The sequence below is a fragment of the Haloplanus litoreus genome (assembly GCF_045690335.1).
GTDB lineage: Archaea > Halobacteriota > Halobacteria > Halobacteriales > Haloferacaceae > Haloplanus > Haloplanus litoreus.
Window position 1 is genome coordinate 996,882 of the sequence record NZ_CP147874.1, and the last position, 17,473, is coordinate 1,014,354.

Consider the following 17,473-nt stretch of genomic DNA (forward strand, 5'->3'; position numbering starts at 1 on the left):
CCGTGCGACGACGCGGGTCGTCACTGCTGTTCGTCGCGGTGGCTATCGTCACGCTGTTGGTCTATGCCACCCTCGCGTTCGCCGTCTACCGCGCCCTCCTCGTCCTGTGGGCACAGCGCCCCGATCCACTGACGACGGGCGTCGTCCTCGTCGTCGTGACGGTCGTGATGGGGTTCGCCGGCTACCGGATCGGCACCGCACGCGTTCGGTTCGCGCTCGACGCCGTGGAACTCCCGCGAGCGGAGGCACCACACCTCTATCGTCGCGTCGACCACCTCGCAGAGCGGGTCGGCGTCGAGACGCCGCGCCTTCTGATTGCGTCGCTCTCCGGTCCGAACGCCCTCGCCCTCGGCGGCGCCCGCGGCGGCGACGTGGTACTCGACGGATCGTTGTTTCGGCTCCTGTCCGCCGACGAACTGGCGGCCATCGTCGCTCACGAACTCTCACACCTGAAACGGCGGGACAGTCTGGTGAAGACGGTCGGCTACAGTTTCGGCCGGCTGATCGCGGGCGGCGTCTGGCTCGTCCTCCTGCCAGTCGCGCTCCTCGTCGGTGGTGTCGCCCGCGCCGTTGCCCTCGTGTGTGGCCGTGACCCCGTCGCTGTCCGGCGGATGATTCACGCTGCCGACGCAGCCGTGTCGAGTCTGGTCGTCGTCTGTCTGTTCGTCCTGATGGCACTCGTCCGGGCGTACTCCCGACGACGGGAGTACGCGGCCGACGACCGAGCCGCTCAGGTGGTCGACCCGCTGGCGATGGCGCGCGCGCTGGAGAAAATCGACCGCGCGACCACTCCTGGTGGCCTCCTGTCGACGCTGGTCGTCCACGGGGACGAGGAGGGGCCGCTCACGGATTTGCTGGCGTCGCACCCGCCGATGGACGAGCGGATCGACCGGCTGCGCCGGCAGGCGGCCGAGGAAGGCGAGCCGCGGGGTCGCCGGTAGCTATTCGCCGCTGGACCGCTGGATGATCTCTCGCTCCTCCCGGGACGGCGGGTCGTGTGTCGTCCGTTCTGCCGCGCTCCGGTCGAGCCAGTGGCAGGCGGCCTCGTGGCCGTCGTCGCCCTCGACGCCTTGGAGGTCCGGCTCCCGACCGGAACAGGAGCCGTCGATGAACTCGGGACACCGGGGGTGGAACCGACAGCCAGAGGGCGGGGCCGTCGCGCTCGGCGGCTCGCCCTCGAGCGGTTCGTGGTCGGTGCGCCCGCGCCCGTCCATCCGGGGAATCGCACCGAGGAGCGACCGGGTGTAGGGGTGCTGGGGGTTCGCGAAGATATCGGCCGTTCGCCCGCGTTCGACGATTTCCCCGGCGTACATGACGGCGATGCGATCACACACCTGCCGGACGACGTTGAGGTTGTGCGAGATCAGCAGGTACGAGAGGTCGAACTCCCGCTGGATGCGGTTGATGAGGTTGAGAATCTGTGCCTGCAGGGTCACGTCGAGCGCCGAGACGGGTTCGTCGAAGACGACGAGGTCGGGTTCGGTCACCAGGGCCCGACAGAGCCCGACTCGCTGTTGCTGGCCGCCGGAGAGTTCGTGCGGGTAGGCCCGGAGCTGGGACGCCCCGAGTCCGACTTCCTCGAACAGATCGGCGACCCGCTCCCACTTCTCGTCGCCGGACGCGATGTCGTGGACTTCGAGCGGTCGGGCGACGCTCTCGCCGACCGTCTTGCGCGGGTTGAGCGCCGACATGGGGTCCTGAAACACGTACTGGACCCGGCGCCGGATCGGGCGAAGCTCCCGTCCCGAGTACGTCTCGATGTGTTCGTCGTCGAAGATGACGCTCCCGTCGGTGGGTTCGTAGAGGCGGGACAGGGTGCGCCCGAGCGTACTCTTGCCGCTGCCCGACTCGCCGACGATGCCGACCGTCTCGCCCGCGTGGACGGTCAGGTCGACGCCGTCGACCGCTCTGACGACGCGGTCGTCCCCGAACAGACGGTCGAGTAATCCCTCGTCGAGGGGGAAGTGTTTCTTCAGGTTCGCCGCCCGCAGGAGTTCCCGCGGGCGGGTCTCGGTCGCGTCGTCGGTCGTGGTGTCGTCGGTGGTCGAACTCATCCGTCGGTCACCTCCGTCGGGGACGCGGTCCCCGGGTCGTCGGCCGCACCGGCCACGCCCGTCGCGGCGCCGTCGACGTCGGTCGCGCCGTCCCAGGTCACCTCGCCGGGGTCGTCGCCCTCTGTGTAGAGGTGACAGCGGGCGACGTGGCCCTCGTCGACGGCGTGTTCGGGGAGCGGGTCGGAACAGGCCTCGAAGGCGGCGGGACAACGGTCCCGGAAGGGACAGCCCGCCGGTCGTGCCGTCGGGTCCGGCGCCGACCCCGGAATCGTCGTCAGTTCGCCGTCGACCGCGCCGCCCTCGGGGACGCTCCGCAGCAGTCCCTCGGTGTAGGGGTGGGCCGGGTTCTCGAACAGCTGTTCGGTGCTGCCCCGCTCCATCACCGACCCGGAGTACATGACGGTCACGCTGTCACAGGTTTCGGCGACGACGCCGAGATCGTGGGTGATGAGGAGGATCGAGACGCCGAACTCGTCACACAGGCGCCGGAGTTCGTCGAGGATGCCCGCCTCGACGGTCACGTCGAGCGCCGTGGTCGGTTCGTCGGCGACGATCAGCGAGGGATCGCCCCCGAGTGCCTGGGCGATCATCACTCGCTGGCGCTGGCCCCCGCTCAGCTGGTGGGGATAGGTCGTCGCCACCGACGCCGGGTCGGGGATCCCGACCGTCTCCAGCAGATCGACCGCGCGCCGCCACGACGGGGCGTCCTCGCTCGTGCCGGTGACGTACTTGCGCCGGAGTTCCGAGAGGAGCCCCGCCGACTCGTCGACGTCGCCGTGGTGTCTGACCACCTCTGCGATCTGTTCGCCGACGGTCATCACCGGGTTGAGCGCCGACAGCGAGTCCTGAAACACCATGCCGACGTCGTCGCCACGGATCGAGCGCATCTCCGCCTCGGATTTGGCGTAGAGGTCCTCGCCGCGGTACTCGAAGCGGTCCGACTCGACACGCGCGCCGTCGAGCAGCCGCATGATCGACCGCGCGGTGACGCTCTTTCCGGAGCCCGATTCGCCGACGAGGCCGTGTATTTCGCCGGTCTCGACGGAGAGGTCGACGCCGTCGACGGCGCGGACGTCCGGGCCGCCGTCGACGGGGAAGGTCACTCGCAGGTTCTCGATATCGAGGAGGGTCACGGCGACCCCTCCTCGCCGCGCACGTCGAAGGCATCGCGGAGGGCGTCACCGAAGAGGTTGATGCCGAGGACGGTCACGACGATGGCGATTCCCGGAATGATCGAAATCCACCAGGCCTGGCCGATGAGGCTCCGACCCTGGCCGAGGAGCGCCCCCCAGGTCGGCGTGGTCGGCTTGACGCCGATGCCGAGGAAAGAGAGCGTGCTCTCGGCGAGCATCGCCCGTGCGACGAGGACGGTGAACTGGACGATCAGGGGTGCCACCGCGTTCGGAAGCACCTCCTCGATCATGATCCGGGTGTCGGTCAGGCCGATGTTCTTCGCCGCGAGGACGAACTCCTCCTCTCGGATCGAGAGCACCTCCCCGCGAGCGAGGCGCGCGAAATCGTCGATGTACGCGAACGCGATGGCGGCGACGACGTTCCAGACGCCCTGTCCGAACACCGCGACGAGCATGATGGCGACGAGCAACCAGGGGAACGCCCAGAGGACGTCCACGAACCGCATGAGGGCGTCGTCGACCCAGCCGCCGAAGTAGCCGGCGACGAGGCCGAGACTCACGCCGACGACGGCGCCGATGCTGACCGCCCCGAGACTGACGCCGAGGCTGATCCGCGCGCCGTACATCACACGCGATAGCAGGTCACGACCGAACGAGTCGGTCCCGAACGGGTGGGCGCTCGACAGGGACGGCGCCTGCATGATGGCGTACTCCTGGGCCATCGGATCGTAGGGCGCCAGTTCCGGCGCGAAGATGGCCGCGAGGACGAACAGGAGGACGGTCGTCAGCCCGAAGGTGGCCTTGTAGTCACCCGAGAGCGTCCTGCGGAGACGTTCGAACCGGTCGATCCGGACGCCGAACAGCCGGGGGGTGTCGTCGCTCCCGTAGCCGCCGTAGTCGGCGCCCATCAGGCTTCACCCCCGTACTTGATCTTCGGGTTGATCGACATGTACAGCAGGTCGACGAAGAGGTTCATGAACACGAATATCACCGAGATGACGATGACCGAACCCTGCACGATGGGGAAGTCCTGGCGTTCGATGGAGCGGATGAGCAGGCGGCCGAACCCCTGGATGCCGAACACCATCTCGACGGCGACGATGCCGCCGAGCAGGAGGGCAAAGAGGATGCCCGCGACGGTTACCACGGGCAGGAGCGCGTTCTGCAGCCCGTGTTTGAACAGGATCAGCCGCGGCGGAAGCCCCTTCGCGCGGGCGGTCTGCATGTAATCCTCGCCCAGGACCTCCAGCATCGACGACCGGGTCATCCGGGTGAGGATGCCGGCGTAGGGGAGGCCGACCGCGGTGGCGGGCAGGATGACGTGCGAGAGCCACGGCACGACGCCCTCGCTGATCGACGCGTAGCCGTACGACGGGATCATCGGGACGGCGGTGCCGACCGTCAGCAGGAGGACGATGCCGATCCAGAACGAGGGCATGCTGATGCCGAGGAAGGCGACGCCGGTCGCCACGTAGTCTTCCCACTGGTCGCGACGGGTTGCGCTGACGATTCCGGCCGGAATGGCGACCACGATGGCGATGCTGATGCCGACGAGTCCGATGCTCAGCGTCGGTTCGGCGGCACCGAGGAGCCGCGACCCCACCGATTCGCCGGTGAAGATCGACTCCCCGAGATCGCCGCGAGCCAGGTCGCTCATCCACCGCACGTACTGGACGTGCAGCGGCTGATCGAGGCCGAGTTCCGCCCGGACGGCGGCGATGGCGTCGGCGTCGGCGTCGCCCCCGAGGATCAGGCGGGCCGGGTCACCGGGAATCGACCGGACGGCCACGAACACCGTGGTCGCGACCACGTAGACGACCGCGATCGCCTGGAGCGTTCGCTTCGCCACGTACCGTTGGATGCCCATCTATTCGAGCGACGCCATGTGGAAGTTGCTCAGGCCGGCCTGGTTGCCGACGCCGACCAGGGTCGACACGCTCGCCTTCGGGATCAGGGGGAACGTCGTCATGGCCCAGGCGGCATCCTCGAGGAAGTGCTCCTCGGCCTGGCGCATGAGTTCCGCCCGCTCCTCCATGTCGGCGGTGCCGTAGTCCTGTTCGAGGACCTCGTCGAAGTCGGGGTTGTGATAGAGGTTCGCCTGCCAGGCGCCGGCCGAGCCGGACTCGACCGGCGTCTTCAGCTGTTTCCACAGCGTCATCCAGGGGTCGATGTCGACGAAGCCGTCGTACATCACGAGTTCGTTCTCGTAGCGGTAGAGGTTGTCCCAGTACGCCGACTCCTGTTGGACGTTGAGTTCTACCTCGATGCCGACCTCCGAGAGCATCTGCTGGACGACGGTCATCCGGCGTTCGTCGCTCGGCGTTCCGAGCAGCGAGAGGCTCATCCGCGGCTCGCCCGTGTAGCCCGCCTCGTCGAGGAGTTGCTGGGCCGCCTCGGGGTCGTAGTACTGGCCCGGATCGGGTTCCTCCTCGTAGAGCCACGCGATGGCGGGGTTGAACACGGAGTGGGCGGGTTCGGCGTAGCCGAAGAAGGCGCGCTCGATGAGCGCCTCGCGGTCGATGGCCATGGCGATGGCCTGCCGGACGCGAACGTCGGTCGTCGGGATTTCCTGTCCCTCCCACTTGTCCGTCGGTTCGCCGGCGCCGCTCGCGTACTGTTGCCACTCGACGTCGGACGGGTCGTTACAGAGCGGGGCGATGCAGAACCACGCACCGGGGTTCGTACCGACCACGTCCAGCTCACCCATCGATTCGGCCTGCCCGGCGTTCTGGGCCGGGATGCTGTTCGAGTACTCGATTTCGCCGCCCCGCACCGCGGTCCACATGGTCGACGGCTCCGGAATGAGGTCGATCCGCACCGAGTCGAGGTACGGGAGCGAGTTCCCCTCCTCGTCGGTTCCGAAGTAGCCGTCGTGGGCCTCTAGCTGCAGGTACTCGCCGGTCTCTCGTTCGGTGAGTTCGAACGCTCCGCTCCCCACCGGCATCCGGTTGTACTCGTCGGGATCCGACTCGGCGCTCTCCGCGTGGACGATCGTCCCGGCACGGCCCGGCCCCCGGGTCAAGAAGGAGATGAACGGTCCGACCGTCTCCGAGAGGCTGATCCGCAGCGTCGTCGGGTCCTCCGCGGTGACGCTCTCCACCGACGACACCTTCCCCAGGTGCGGGGAGTCGTCGAGGCTCATGAGCCGTTCGAACGACGCCTTCACCGCCGCGGCGTCGAGCGGATCGCCGTTGTGGAACGTCGCCCCCTCCTTCAGGTCGAACACGTACGTCGTGCTGTCCGGGAGCGTCCAGTCGGTGGCCAGGTCGCCGACGATGGCGCCGTCCGACCCGATCTTCACGAGGCCGCTGTAGATGTTCGAGGAGACGTAGATCTCCTGTCCCTTGTCGATGTAGTGCGGGTCGAGATACTCGATTTCGTCGATGTTCCAGCCGGCGGTGATGGATCCCCCGCTCGATCCTCCGCTCGGACTGCTCGTGTCGGTGCCGTCGCTCTCGGTACTGCCGCCGCCGCTGCTACTCTCGGTTTCGCTCCCGTCGTCGCCGCCACCGCCGCTACAGCCGGCGAGGCCGCTCAATCCGCCCGCAGCCAGCAGTTTCGTCGCCGTACGACGGTCGATCCGTGGTCCTTCGAGGTCCGCTTTGTCGAACATTGGGTTAGTCGTCCGTGGTGCTCGGGACGCCACCGGTGAGGTGCGCCATGTTGTTCTGCATCCCTTCACTATATTCTCCATTCGACGACCAATTACTGTCTATCACGTCTATTCTACGTGCAATTGTCCATCTATATATGGCTTTGCTATCAATATCGGAATATTGTATGGGGGGACTGGGGATGTACAAGGGACATTACCACATATTAGGGATACCACCGACGCGTCGTTCGCGAGTCGTCCACGCGGCCGTATCACGCCCACGCCGAATCCGGGCACAGACGGCCTACCGTGTCGCTTTTCTGAAAGTAACGGATATCCGGAACGATATGTAACTTGAGATTAGTTAGATACACAAAGTATTTACCTCGTCTGGATAACCTCTTCAGGTACCCCTACCGGTGGCCATGCCGTACTGGCCACGAACTCGGCATGAAAGAGGCCCGCTCGGAATTGCCGCCCCGATCCCATCGAAAAACATGACAGACTATAATAAGCAGATCCGTGCGGTCGTCCTCGCGGCGCTCATGGTGTTCAGCGTATTCGCTGGCACCGTGGCGCTGTCCGGGACGGCTGCTGCGGCCAGCGGAGCAAGCGTCAACGATCCGCTTACTCCCACGACACCCGACGAACAGACAAGCGTAGACCACCAGTTCAACGTCACGATCCAAGATGTGACGGAAGGCGTCCCAGCTAGTGGTGACGACCGACTGGAGATTTTGCTCCCATCCGAAGCGAACGGGGCATCCTTCTCCGACACCACCGTAACTAACAACTCGACGACTCTCAGTGGTGGCGGCACGGATTACTCCACGAACGTGGCCAACGGTGTCGCGTACGTCAACCTCACTGAGTCGGCCCTCACGGGTCCCGAGGCTACCGGCGACGTTGATTTCAACGTCACACTCACCGTCGACTGGGGCTCCGTGGATTCCGACACAGATGCTGACGTCGATTACGCGTTCTACGACGACGGTACTCAGGACGTCGGCGTTACCACGCTCGAAACGGTTACCGTGCAGGACACCGGCGGCCCCGGCGGGGCGACCCGCGCCGGCCCCGGTGGCACTGGTGACTTCGACACCGAGAACGGCGAAGGTACCATCTACGACGGTGCGACCGTCTTCCAGGGCGAGTCCGACCTCGAACTGGGCGGTACGCTCGCGGGCGAGACGCTCGTGAAGACGGCCGGTGACTCCGAGGGCGTTCCCCTCGAAGTCCCGGACATCCCGCAGAGTCAGGACACCGGTCGCTACACGACCGACGGCGCCACCGGTTCGCCCGGTGTGACCGTCACGACCCCGCGTGTCACCACGCTGGACGTGCTCAACACGAACGGTAACGACATCGCCGGCGGCTCCGTCTCCGAGGGTGTCCCCGGTGAGAGCGGTGCCGGTAACCTCACCGTCGTCGGTTCCTGGAACTACGAGCAGGCCGAGGACCTCGAACTGACCGTCGAGGACGACTCCGGTCTCGACGTGACCGGCGACGTTACGTCCAACCCGGTCAAGTCCGAGGAAGACCAGGGTGACGACGTCAACAGCCAGTCCATCGGTAGCAACGAGGTCGGCTACGACCTCGACCTCTCGGACTCGGGCACTGGCACGTACACGATCGAACTCGCCGGCACGGACGACCTCGACTTCGGTCAGGCCGTCCAGACCACGACCGTTACGGTCACCGGCGACGACGACGCGAACATCGAACTCGACTCGGACGAAGTCACGCGCGGTGAGGACGTCCGCTTCGAGATTCAGGGCTCGGACGCTGGCGACACGCACACGGTCCTGATCGAAGAAGACGACTTCCGTGACGGCATCTCCGACTCGAACGCCCAGCGTATCTTCCGCAACGTCGGTGACACCGACGAGGTCGGTGTTGTCTCCGGTGGCGGTGTGAACGCTGAGCCTCGCGGTGACGCGGTCAACGATGACATCGACTACGCGTACGCGACGATCACGATCGACGACGACACGGGTGTCGGCGTCGGTCAGATCGAGACGCAGTATCTCGAGGATTCGGACGTGGACGTCTACCTGTACGAGCAGGGCTACCCCGTCCCGTTCGATCAGAACAGCGAGGAAGCCGAAGACAACGAGACGGACGACCAGACCCTGACCGTCAACGAGGGAGACATCTCCATCGAATCGCCCGGCAGCACCTACGTTGTCGGTAGTGAGGTGGACGTGAACGGTACGGCCGACGAGGGCATCGACGAGGTTGCCTTCTTCGTCCGCCGCCAGAACGACTACCAGCTCCTCCAGATCGACGGCCAGAACACCCTGACCGTCGACGCTGACGGTACCTTCGACGAAGAGGACGTCGTCCTCTCCCAGGGTGACGGCCCCGGTAACAACGAACTCTCCCAGCCCGGAACCTACCGCCTCGGCGTCATCGACGCCGACGGTGTCGGTGGTACGATCGGTCTGGGTGACGACGAGATCTCGCGACTGACGACCTCGGAGTTCAACACGAACACGAGCGCCCAGCAGTCGCTGCGCGTGCTCGACACTGAACTGCGGGCGAACCTCAAGACCGTCGGCGGCCAGGTTGCCGTCGAGGACAACGAGGTCAACGTCTCCGGGGACGCGTTCGGGTCCCAGCAGGTGACCGTCGTCTTCGTCGGTGAGCGTGGGAACACCGCGTACCACACGGTCAGCGTCGACGACGACAACACGTTCGACGACGACGACCTCACGGTCTCGGAAGCCACGGGTGGCAGCGGCCTCGCGGAGGGCGAGGTCAGTGCCCACGTGATGATTCCGGGTCGTGACGACCAGTTCGGTGACGGTAGCTTCGAGGTTGGGAGGCAGTCGGATCTCAGCTTCAGCGAATTCATCGAGGAACTCGACAACGACAACTCCGGTCTGACGGGTCAGCAGGTCCGTTCGCGGCTCCTCGACGCGACGATCGAGGAAGTCGCTTCTGACGACCGGATGGTCACGACGCGCTTCCGCTACGCGGACGCGCAGACGACGATCAACACGGTCTACCCCGAAGGGATGGAGGCCTCTGGTGTCAACCCGGTCGGCGTGGACGACACGCTGGTCGCGGAAGGCTCCACGAACCTGCGCCCGGACGACAACTCGATCACCGTGGAACTGATGACCCAGGACGGTGACTCGGTCGCACTGACGACGACCGAGGAATGGTCCTTCGACGGGACCTACCAGGTCTCCCTCGAGCTCGAGGATGTGCAGACGGGCTCGTACGATCTGGAAGCCGACGACAGCTACAACACGGACATCGTCGAAGTCGAGATCGTCCAGAGCGTCCAGACGGCGACGCCGGAACCGACGGAGACGCCGGAACCGACGCCGACCGAGACGGCGACGCCCGAGCCGACGCCGACCGAGACGGCGGAGCCGACGCCGACCGAGACGGCGGAGCCGACTGACACGCCGACGCCCACCGAGGGCGGCGGCCCCGGCTTTGGCGCCATCGTCGCGGTCATCGCGCTGCTGGCGGCTGCGCTGCTGGCCACCCGGCGCGACTAACGACGAGAACTACGACTGACCGCCGATAGCGGTCTTCGACGCGGTACTTTTTTATTGGAACCGTCCGGAGAGTGGCGACCGTCGACCCGGACGACGTGGTAGTAGGTACCACGTGCTCGCTTCGGACACGTACCGTATTCGCGAGCGTGATCCGAATTAGTGTAACCTAAACTACACTAAATCCAAAAGGCACTTAATTGATGCGCGGTACGTTCGAGATACCCCTACCGGTGGTTGGCATCGAGCCGGACCACGAATTCGACACGAAAGAGGTCCCCTCGGGAACTGTCGTCATACATATACGAAAACATGACAGACTCAAAACAGAAAATCCGTGCAGTCGTCCTTGCGGCGCTCATGGTGTTCAGCGTGTTCGCTGGCACCGTGGCGCTGTCCGGGACGGTTGCAGCGCAGTCCGCGGGGAGTGGCAACAACACCATCACCCCGACTTCAGTTGCACAGGACACGACGAACGATTACGATATCACCGTCAACGCCACCGAAGTGGACACCACTGACGGGAGTGTCAACGGCGACTTCGTCGTCGACTTCAAGTCACTCAACCTGACGACCAGTTCCGTGATCACCGGAACCAGCATCGACGCGGGCAACGTGACTATCGACTCACCGAACACCACGGTGGCCGACGGCACTGAGACGGCAACCTTGGCGTTCAACGACAGTACTTCGGATGGACTCGCTAGCGACACTGTCCAGATCTCGTTCACTGTCACGAACGTCGAGTCGCCCACGGCCGGTGACCAGAACGTCGATTACGACTTCGACGACGGTGAGGGGACAACTTTCTCCGGTCAGGCACTGGACACCGTAACCGTGAACGCTCCGTCCAGCGCCAATCGGGCGGGTAACGTGGACGGCTCCGGTACGTTCGACACCCTGAACGGCACCGGTACCGTCTTCGACGGCGCAACCGTCTACCAGGGCGAGTCCGGTCTCTCCCTGGGCGGCTCGCTCGCAGGCGAGACGCTCGTGAAGACGGCCGGTGACGCCGAGGGCGTTCCCCTCGAACTCCCCGACATCCCGCAGAGTCAGGAAACCGGTCGCTACACGACCAACGGCGCCTCCGGTTCGCCCGGTGTGACGGTCACGACTCCGCGTGTCACCACGCTGGACGTCGTCAACACGAACGGTAACGACATCGCCGGCGGCTCGGTCGCCGAGGGTGTCTCCGGAGAGAGCGGTTCCGGGTACCTCTCGGTCGTCGCCTCGTGGAACTACGAGCAGGCCGAGGACCTCGAACTGACCGTCACCGACGACTCCGGTCTCGACGTGACCGGTGACGTCACCTCCGACGCGATCAAAGATTCGGACGACGTCACGTCGGATGCGGAGACCCAGAACGGATACGAGCTCAGCAACGACGAGGTCGGCTACGACCTCGACCTCGCTGACTCGGGTACGGGCACGTACACGATCGAACTCGCCGGGACGGACGACCTCGACTTCGGTGAGGCCGCCCAGACCACGACCGTTACGGTCACCGGCGACGACGACGCGAGCCTCAACCTCGACTCGGACGAAGTCACGCGCGGTGAGGACGTCCGCTTCGAGATTCAGGGTTCGGACGCTGGCGACACGCACACGGTCCTGATCGAAGCCGACGACTTCCGTGACGGCTTCTCGCCCAGCAACGCACAGAAGGTCTTCCGCCAGGTTGGTGACACCGGTGCAGTCGGTACTGTCAGCAACGCGGAGGACCTCTCCGGCGACGTTGACGAGCGTAACACCGACACGGCCGACGACGCCGGCAACATCGACTACGCGTACGCGAACGTGACGATCGACGACGACACGGGTGTCGGCGTCGGTCAGATCGAGACGCAGTATCTCGACGACTCGGACGTGGACGTCTACCTGTACGAGCAGGGCTTCGGCGTTCCGTTCTCGACGAGCAACGCGACCGCAGAGGACAACGAGACGGACGACGAAACTCTGACCGTCGAGCAGGGTGACCTCTCCATCGAATCGCCCGGCAGCACCTACGTTGTCGGGAGTGAAGTGGACGTGAACGGCACGGCGTCGGAAGGCATCGACGAGGTCGCCTTCTTCGTCCGTCGCCAGAACGACTACCAGCTTCTCCAGATCGACGGCAGCAACACGCTGACCGTCGACGCTGACGGCACCTTCGACGAAGAGGACGTCGTCCTCTCCCAGGGTGACGCGGCTGGTAACAACGAACTCTCCCAGCCCGGGACCTACCGCCTCGGCGTCCTCGACGCCGACGGTGTCCCCGGCACGATCGGTACGGGCGAGGACGAGATCGAGACGATCACGACCTCGGAGTTCAACACGAACACGAGCGCTCAGCAGTCGCTGCGCGTGCTCGACACGGAACTTGAGGCGAACCTCAAGACCGTCGGCGGCCAGGTGGCCACCGAGGACAACGAGGTCAACGTCTCCGGTACCGCGTTCGGTGCTCAGCAGGTGACCATCGTCTTCGTCGGTGAGCGTGGGAACACCGCGTACCACACGGTCAGCGTCGACGACGACAACACGTTCGACGAGGACGACCTCACGGTCTCGGAAGCCACGGGCGGTAGCGGTCTCTCCGAGGGCGAGGTCAGTGCTCACGTGATGATTCCGGGTCGCGACGACCAGTTCGGTGACGGGTCCTTCGACCCCGGTGCGGACTTCCAGGAATTCGTCACGGAACTCGACAACGACAACTCCGGTCTGACGGGTCAGCAGGTCCGCTCGCGGATCCTCGACCAGACGACCGAGGAAGTCGCTTCTGACGACCGGATGGTCACGACGCGCTTCCGCTACGCGGACGCGCAGACGACGATCAACACGGTCTACCCCGAAGGGATGGAGGCCTCTGGTGTCAACCCGGTCGGCGTGGACGACACGCTGGTCGCGGAAGGTTCCACGAACCTCCAGCCGGACGACAACTCGATCACCGTGGAAATGATGACCACCGACGGTGACTCGGTCGCACTGACGACGACCGAGGACTGGTCCTTCGACGGGACCTACCAGGTCGCCCTCGAACTCGAGGACGTGCAGACGGGCACGTGCGACCTGGAAGCCGACGACAGCTACAACACGGACATCATCGAAGTCGAGATCGTCCAGAACGTCCAGACGGCGACGCCGGAACCGACGGAGACGCCGGAACCGACGCCGACCGAGACGGCGACGCCCGAGCCGACGCCGACCGAGACGTCGACGCCTGAGCCGACGGCGACGGCGACGGCGACTGAGACGCCGACGCCCACCGAGGGCGGCGGTCCCGGCTTCGGCGCCATCGTCGCGGTCATCGCGCTGCTGGCGGCTGCGCTGCTGGCCACCCGGCGCGACTAACGACGAGAACCACGACTGACCGCCGATAGCGGTCTTCGACGCGGTACTTTTTATCGGCGCTCGTACACCAGCGACGCCTGGGTCACAAACGATATACTCCCACCGTTCGCTGATTGGAGTGCCCAATGACCGATCGTATCATGACTGGCGACGCCGAGGAGCGTCCCTACGGCGGTACGTGTCCGGCGTGCAAGCGGGAGTATCGACGAGCGATCACGTTCACCGGGGACGGCGTGATCCGTGGGAACCTCTCGGGCGACGTGTGCATCACCCCCGAGTACTTGTTCGCTCACTCCGAACTCACGGTTGCGGCCCCCGACGGCGACTTCCCGACCAAGGAGGTGGGTGCGATGGGGAACCGACAGGAGGTGCCTATCGAGAAGACCGAGGTCGCAGCGGTGTGGGTCTCCGACGACCCTGTGGACCCGGACGGCAACGGGTTCGTCTTCCCCGACGCGGACGACGACTCGACGGCCTGATTCGCCAGCCCATCGACTGCGACCGGTACGGGTCACGGTAGCGTGCCGGTTGTGTCTCGGAGAGACCCAGCCGGCGTGGTGTCAAAACCACGTAGCACGACCAGTGGCTGTGACCCTCGAAGGAACGACTGCACCCGAGTTCACACTAGAGAGTACCGCCGTGAGGCCGTTTCCCTCTCGGAGACGCTCACCGAGGGCCCCACGGTCGTACTGATCAATCGTGGCCACTGGTGTAGCTTCTGTGCCGAACAGCTCCAGACGTTCAGCGAAGTGGCCTACGATCTCTGGTTTCACGACGACGTGGATATCCTGCCAATCGTCACCGACCCACTCGGCAAAGTGACGGAGATGCGGGACCGATACGACCTCGACGTCCAACTCCTCGCCGATCCGGACGGGGTGGTCGCCGCGCAGTACGGCGGGACCGAAGCGACGAGCCACGGGCCGACAGGTGTCGCGGCGACGTACGTCGTCGACGCCGAGGGTACCGTCCGGTACGAACAGGTCGCCGACCACCCCGGTGACCGGACCTACGGGAACTACGTTCGGTACTTCATCCGCAACGGGTTCGAGGATCCGTTCGGGGGGGCCTGATCGGAGCTACCAAGGGGTTTTGACGCTTCGGCCCCGTCCCCCAGTATGAGCGAACTCGATCCCGACACGCTGTTGCCGAACGACCGGATGCGACAGCAAGCCCTCGACGGCGAGGTGACACAGATCCACCGCGGACAGCGATACGCCGAGGAGGGCGACACCTTCGCCATCGACGAAACGACGTTCGAGGTCGTCGCCGTCGACGACCGGACCCTCGGCGACATGACCGACGCCGACGCTCGGGCCGAGGGGGCGCGTGATCTCGACCACTACAAGCAGATCCTAGAGCGCGCTCACGACCACTTCGAGTGGGAGGATGATTCGGAAATCGTTCGTCACCGCTTCGAACGGACGGACTGACCGCCAGGAGATCGAGGTCGACGCTCAGCGCTGTGGGGCCATTGCGTCCGCGGAGTCCGCCGTCTCGCAGGTGAAGGCGTCGAGTTGTGCTTCGAGGCTCGCGGTCTGTTCGGTGAGTGCGTCCAGTTGCGTGCGGACGTCGGTGACCGTCGTCGCACCCGCCTCGGCGCGCTCAGCGAGCGATTCGCTGCGCTTTGCAATCGCCCGAGAGCTGTCAGCCAGACGCTGAATGGCGTCGACGACCTCCTCGGTGGTTCGGGCGCCGTCGTCGGTCGCGGCGGCCACCTCGTCGACCGAGGCGTCGACGCCTTCGACGGTCTCGGTCAGGGACGTGAACGCGTCGCTGGCGTCGGTCATCGTCGTTTTCCCCGTCTCGATCTGGGCTTTGGTCTGTTCCATCTCGGCTTGCACTCGATCGACGTCCTCGATGGTCTCGGTGATCGTGCGCTCGATGGCGGCCGAGTGGTCCCGAGTCTCGCCCGCGAGGGACTTGACCTCGTCGGCGACGACGGCGAAGCCCTCGCCGTCGGTCGTCGCGTGTGCCGCCTCGATGTTGGCATTCAAGGCGAGGATGTTCGTCTGGTCGGCGATTTCCTCGATGAGGTCGGTGCTCTCGGCGACGTCGTCCATCCGGTCGTCGAGCGATTCGACGAGCGACGCGAGTTCCTCGACGGTGCCTTCTACGTGTTCGATGGCCTCGATCGCCTCGGTGGCGGTTTTCGTGCCCGTCTCGGCGGCGTCCGCGGCGGTGCTGGCCTCTGCGGAGACTTCGCTGGAGTTCGCCGCAATCTCCTCGATGGTCGCCGAGAGCGTGCTCAACTCGTCGGTGGTCGATTCGAGCTCCCCTGCCTGCTCGCGGAGCGACTCCGCGAACTCGCGGACGTCGCCCGCCAGATCCTGCTGTGACGCTTCGAGGGTCTCCGTCTCGTCGTAGATCGACGCTGTCGTCTCCTCTACAGTCGCCGCGAACGCCCGCAGATCGAGGACGGTCGCGGAGAGTTCGCCCGTCATCTCCTCGAAGGCCCCACTGATCTCCGCGATGGCTTCGATGTCCGTCTCCGTCGGCGGGTCGGCGGTGAAGTCCCCGTCCGAGACCGCCTCCATCGCCGCGGCGACGTCGTCGGCCTGCGCCAGGAGCGCCCGGTTCAGGCGTTCGACTTCCTCCTGTCGGGCCTCGGCTTCGGCTCTTGCCTCCTCGATTTCGGCCTGTTTCTCCTGCAGATCCTCGATCAACCCCTCGCTCTCCTCGACGGTCTCGATCTGTCGTTCCGTCTCCTCCCGGGAGCGCTCGATCGAGATCCAGTTCTGTATCAACGCCGTCGAGAGGGCGAGGATGTAGACCGCGTGGATGAACGCCCACCCCCAGGGGTTCTGGATCGCTGCGGTGTGGTTGTACACCGCCGCGGGGTTCATCATCCCGAAGACGCCGTGTTGGATGGCCACGTACAGGATCCCCACGAGGAAGGGAACCCAGTCCTCGTAGATGGCCACCACGGCCACCATGACGAAAAAGTGGAAGTGCGCCTCGATGAACCCGCCGGAGAAGTAGACGACGACGGCCGACGCCATCATCAACCCGACTGCCGCGAGCGCCGTCCGCACGCGCCGCCCCAGTCGAGGCCACCACGCCAACAGCCCGATGCCGACGATAACTCCGACGCCGGTCAACACGAGTTCGAGCGGTTCGGCCGTGAACGTCGCTCCCGTAATGTACGGCTCAGTCCCGGAGAACCGGCCCAGGACGAACAGGAAGGGGGCGTGGGCGAACAGGAGCCAGACGATGTTCCGGTGGCGTGCCTGCCACGTCTCCTCCGGGATCTTATCGCCCGTCGGAATGTATCTCAAGTACTCGTCCCGCGCTCGTTGCCACATCCCCGAATCACGCACGCTCGCCCCTGCCATACACTACCCCTTCCCCCTGAGTATGATATGGATTGCGTCGTCCACATCAGCGCTGATAATTGCCACATCACGCCGAAGCCGGCGCCAGCCGTCGATATCGTGGTCGTACGGGCCAACCGGCGTCGACGGACTCGGTCGGTGGCTCCGTGCGCTCCCGTGGCTCTCACGGTCGGATCGTTTTCCCGCGGTGAGCGTGTCCGTCCCGTCTCGATCCAACGATATTGTTGATTATCCGGGGAACAGCCCCATTTCATCCCCTTGGGGGGCGTCGACCGAGAGGGGGAGAGAGGGTGCCTCTGACATACAACTTCGGTCCCTGACCCCCCGTTTTTCGATAAGGTACCGGCCCCGACGAGCGACGCGAGTCGCGATCCGGGTTTTGCGAAGACGGGTAGAATACACCGTATAGCGGCTCCGCCGTGGAATCGCTTCGCTCGCCCACGTGTTCCCACCGGAGTGATGGGGCCGCCGTGTTCGCGCCAGTCCCTGAGCGATCGTACAGCGTACCGTGGCCACC

General features: G+C 65.4%; 11 protein-coding genes and 1 pseudogene. 6 read left to right on the top strand and 6 right to left on the bottom strand.

The window, feature by feature from the left end:
* Positions 1-2: 2 nt before the first annotated feature.
* On the top strand, positions 3-941 hold the full coding sequence (locus tag V8686_RS05405; RefSeq protein ID WP_379702940.1) for a M48 family metallopeptidase: 939 nt from the start codon (positions 3-5) through the stop codon (positions 939-941).
* On the opposite strand, the gene V8686_RS05410 is transcribed toward V8686_RS05405, so the two are convergent.
* From V8686_RS05410 to V8686_RS05430, 5 genes are read right to left on the bottom strand one after another with little or no spacing between them, the layout of a single operon-like run.
* Positions 942-2,054: an ABC transporter ATP-binding protein gene (locus V8686_RS05410; RefSeq protein ID WP_379702941.1), complete on the bottom strand. Its 1,113-nt coding sequence runs from the start codon at positions 2,052-2,054 to the stop codon at positions 942-944.
* A complete protein-coding gene (locus V8686_RS05415) occupies positions 2,051-3,187 on the bottom strand; it encodes an ABC transporter ATP-binding protein (RefSeq protein WP_379702943.1) in 1,137 nt (378 codons plus the stop codon). Before V8686_RS05415 ends, V8686_RS05410 begins: the two co-directional genes overlap by 4 nt.
* Positions 3,184-4,095 carry an ABC transporter permease gene (locus V8686_RS05420; protein WP_379702944.1) on the bottom strand — a complete coding sequence of 304 codons (912 nt, stop codon included), beginning with the start codon at positions 4,093-4,095 and terminating at the stop codon, positions 3,184-3,186. The genes V8686_RS05415 and V8686_RS05420 overlap by 4 nt, the downstream gene beginning before the upstream one ends.
* Positions 4,095-5,054 (bottom strand): ABC transporter permease, encoded by a 960-nt coding sequence (locus V8686_RS05425; protein ID WP_379702945.1) that lies wholly within the window; start codon positions 5,052-5,054, stop codon positions 4,095-4,097. The genes V8686_RS05420 and V8686_RS05425 overlap by 1 nt, the downstream gene beginning before the upstream one ends.
* A complete protein-coding gene (locus V8686_RS05430) occupies positions 5,055-6,800 on the bottom strand; it encodes an ABC transporter substrate-binding protein (RefSeq protein ID WP_379702946.1) in 1,746 nt (581 codons plus the stop codon).
* Between the two features lie 479 nt (positions 6,801-7,279).
* Between V8686_RS05430 and csg (V8686_RS05435) the strand changes: the two genes are divergently transcribed.
* The 5 genes and pseudogenes from csg (V8686_RS05435) to V8686_RS05455 all read left to right on the top strand — a co-directional run bounded on the left by csg (V8686_RS05435) (position 7,280) and on the right by V8686_RS05455 (position 15,054).
* Positions 7,280-10,297, top strand: a complete 3,018-nt coding sequence (gene csg / locus V8686_RS05435; RefSeq protein WP_379702947.1) for an HVO_2072 family ArtA-dependent S-layer glycoprotein — start codon at positions 7,280-7,282, stop codon at positions 10,295-10,297.
* 309 nt (positions 10,298-10,606) lie between these two features.
* A complete protein-coding gene (gene csg / locus V8686_RS05440; protein ID WP_379702948.1) occupies positions 10,607-13,621 on the top strand; it encodes an HVO_2072 family ArtA-dependent S-layer glycoprotein in 3,015 nt (1,004 codons plus the stop codon).
* A 125-nt stretch (positions 13,622-13,746) separates the two neighbouring features.
* On the top strand, positions 13,747-14,100 hold the full coding sequence (locus V8686_RS05445; RefSeq protein ID WP_379702949.1) for a hypothetical protein: 354 nt from the start codon (positions 13,747-13,749) through the stop codon (positions 14,098-14,100).
* 109 nt (positions 14,101-14,209) lie between these two features.
* A pseudogene (locus V8686_RS05450) lies at positions 14,210-14,694 on the top strand (peroxiredoxin family protein).
* Between the two features lie 45 nt (positions 14,695-14,739).
* On the top strand, positions 14,740-15,054 hold the full coding sequence (locus V8686_RS05455) for an ASCH domain-containing protein (RefSeq protein WP_379702950.1): 315 nt from the start codon (positions 14,740-14,742) through the stop codon (positions 15,052-15,054).
* Between the two features lie 24 nt (positions 15,055-15,078).
* Here V8686_RS05455 and V8686_RS05460 read toward each other — a convergent pair whose 3' ends face one another.
* Positions 15,079-16,956 carry a methyl-accepting chemotaxis protein gene (locus tag V8686_RS05460; RefSeq protein WP_379702951.1) on the bottom strand — a complete coding sequence of 626 codons (1,878 nt, stop codon included), beginning with the start codon at positions 16,954-16,956 and terminating at the stop codon, positions 15,079-15,081.
* Positions 16,957-17,473: the final 517 nt, after the last annotated feature.

Excerpts from the sequence above, each read along its gene's own strand:
- V8686_RS05410 (WP_379702941.1), bottom strand. The coding sequence starts at position 2,054 with ATGAGTTCGACCACCGACGACACCACGACCGACGACGCGACCGAGACC.
- V8686_RS05420 (WP_379702944.1), bottom strand. The coding sequence starts at position 4,095 with ATGGGCGCCGACTACGGCGGCTACGGGAGCGACGACACCCCCCGGCTG.
- V8686_RS05425 (WP_379702945.1), bottom strand. The coding sequence starts at position 5,054 with ATGGGCATCCAACGGTACGTGGCGAAGCGAACGCTCCAGGCGATCGCG.
- V8686_RS05430 (WP_379702946.1), bottom strand. The coding sequence starts at position 6,800 with ATGTTCGACAAAGCGGACCTCGAAGGACCACGGATCGACCGTCGTACG.
- csg (WP_379702947.1), top strand. The coding sequence starts at position 7,280 with ATGACAGACTATAATAAGCAGATCCGTGCGGTCGTCCTCGCGGCGCTC.
- csg (WP_379702948.1), top strand. The coding sequence starts at position 10,607 with ATGACAGACTCAAAACAGAAAATCCGTGCAGTCGTCCTTGCGGCGCTC.
- V8686_RS05445 (WP_379702949.1), top strand. The coding sequence starts at position 13,747 with ATGACCGATCGTATCATGACTGGCGACGCCGAGGAGCGTCCCTACGGC.
- V8686_RS05455 (WP_379702950.1), top strand. The coding sequence starts at position 14,740 with ATGAGCGAACTCGATCCCGACACGCTGTTGCCGAACGACCGGATGCGA.
- V8686_RS05460 (WP_379702951.1), bottom strand. The coding sequence starts at position 16,956 with ATGGCAGGGGCGAGCGTGCGTGATTCGGGGATGTGGCAACGAGCGCGG.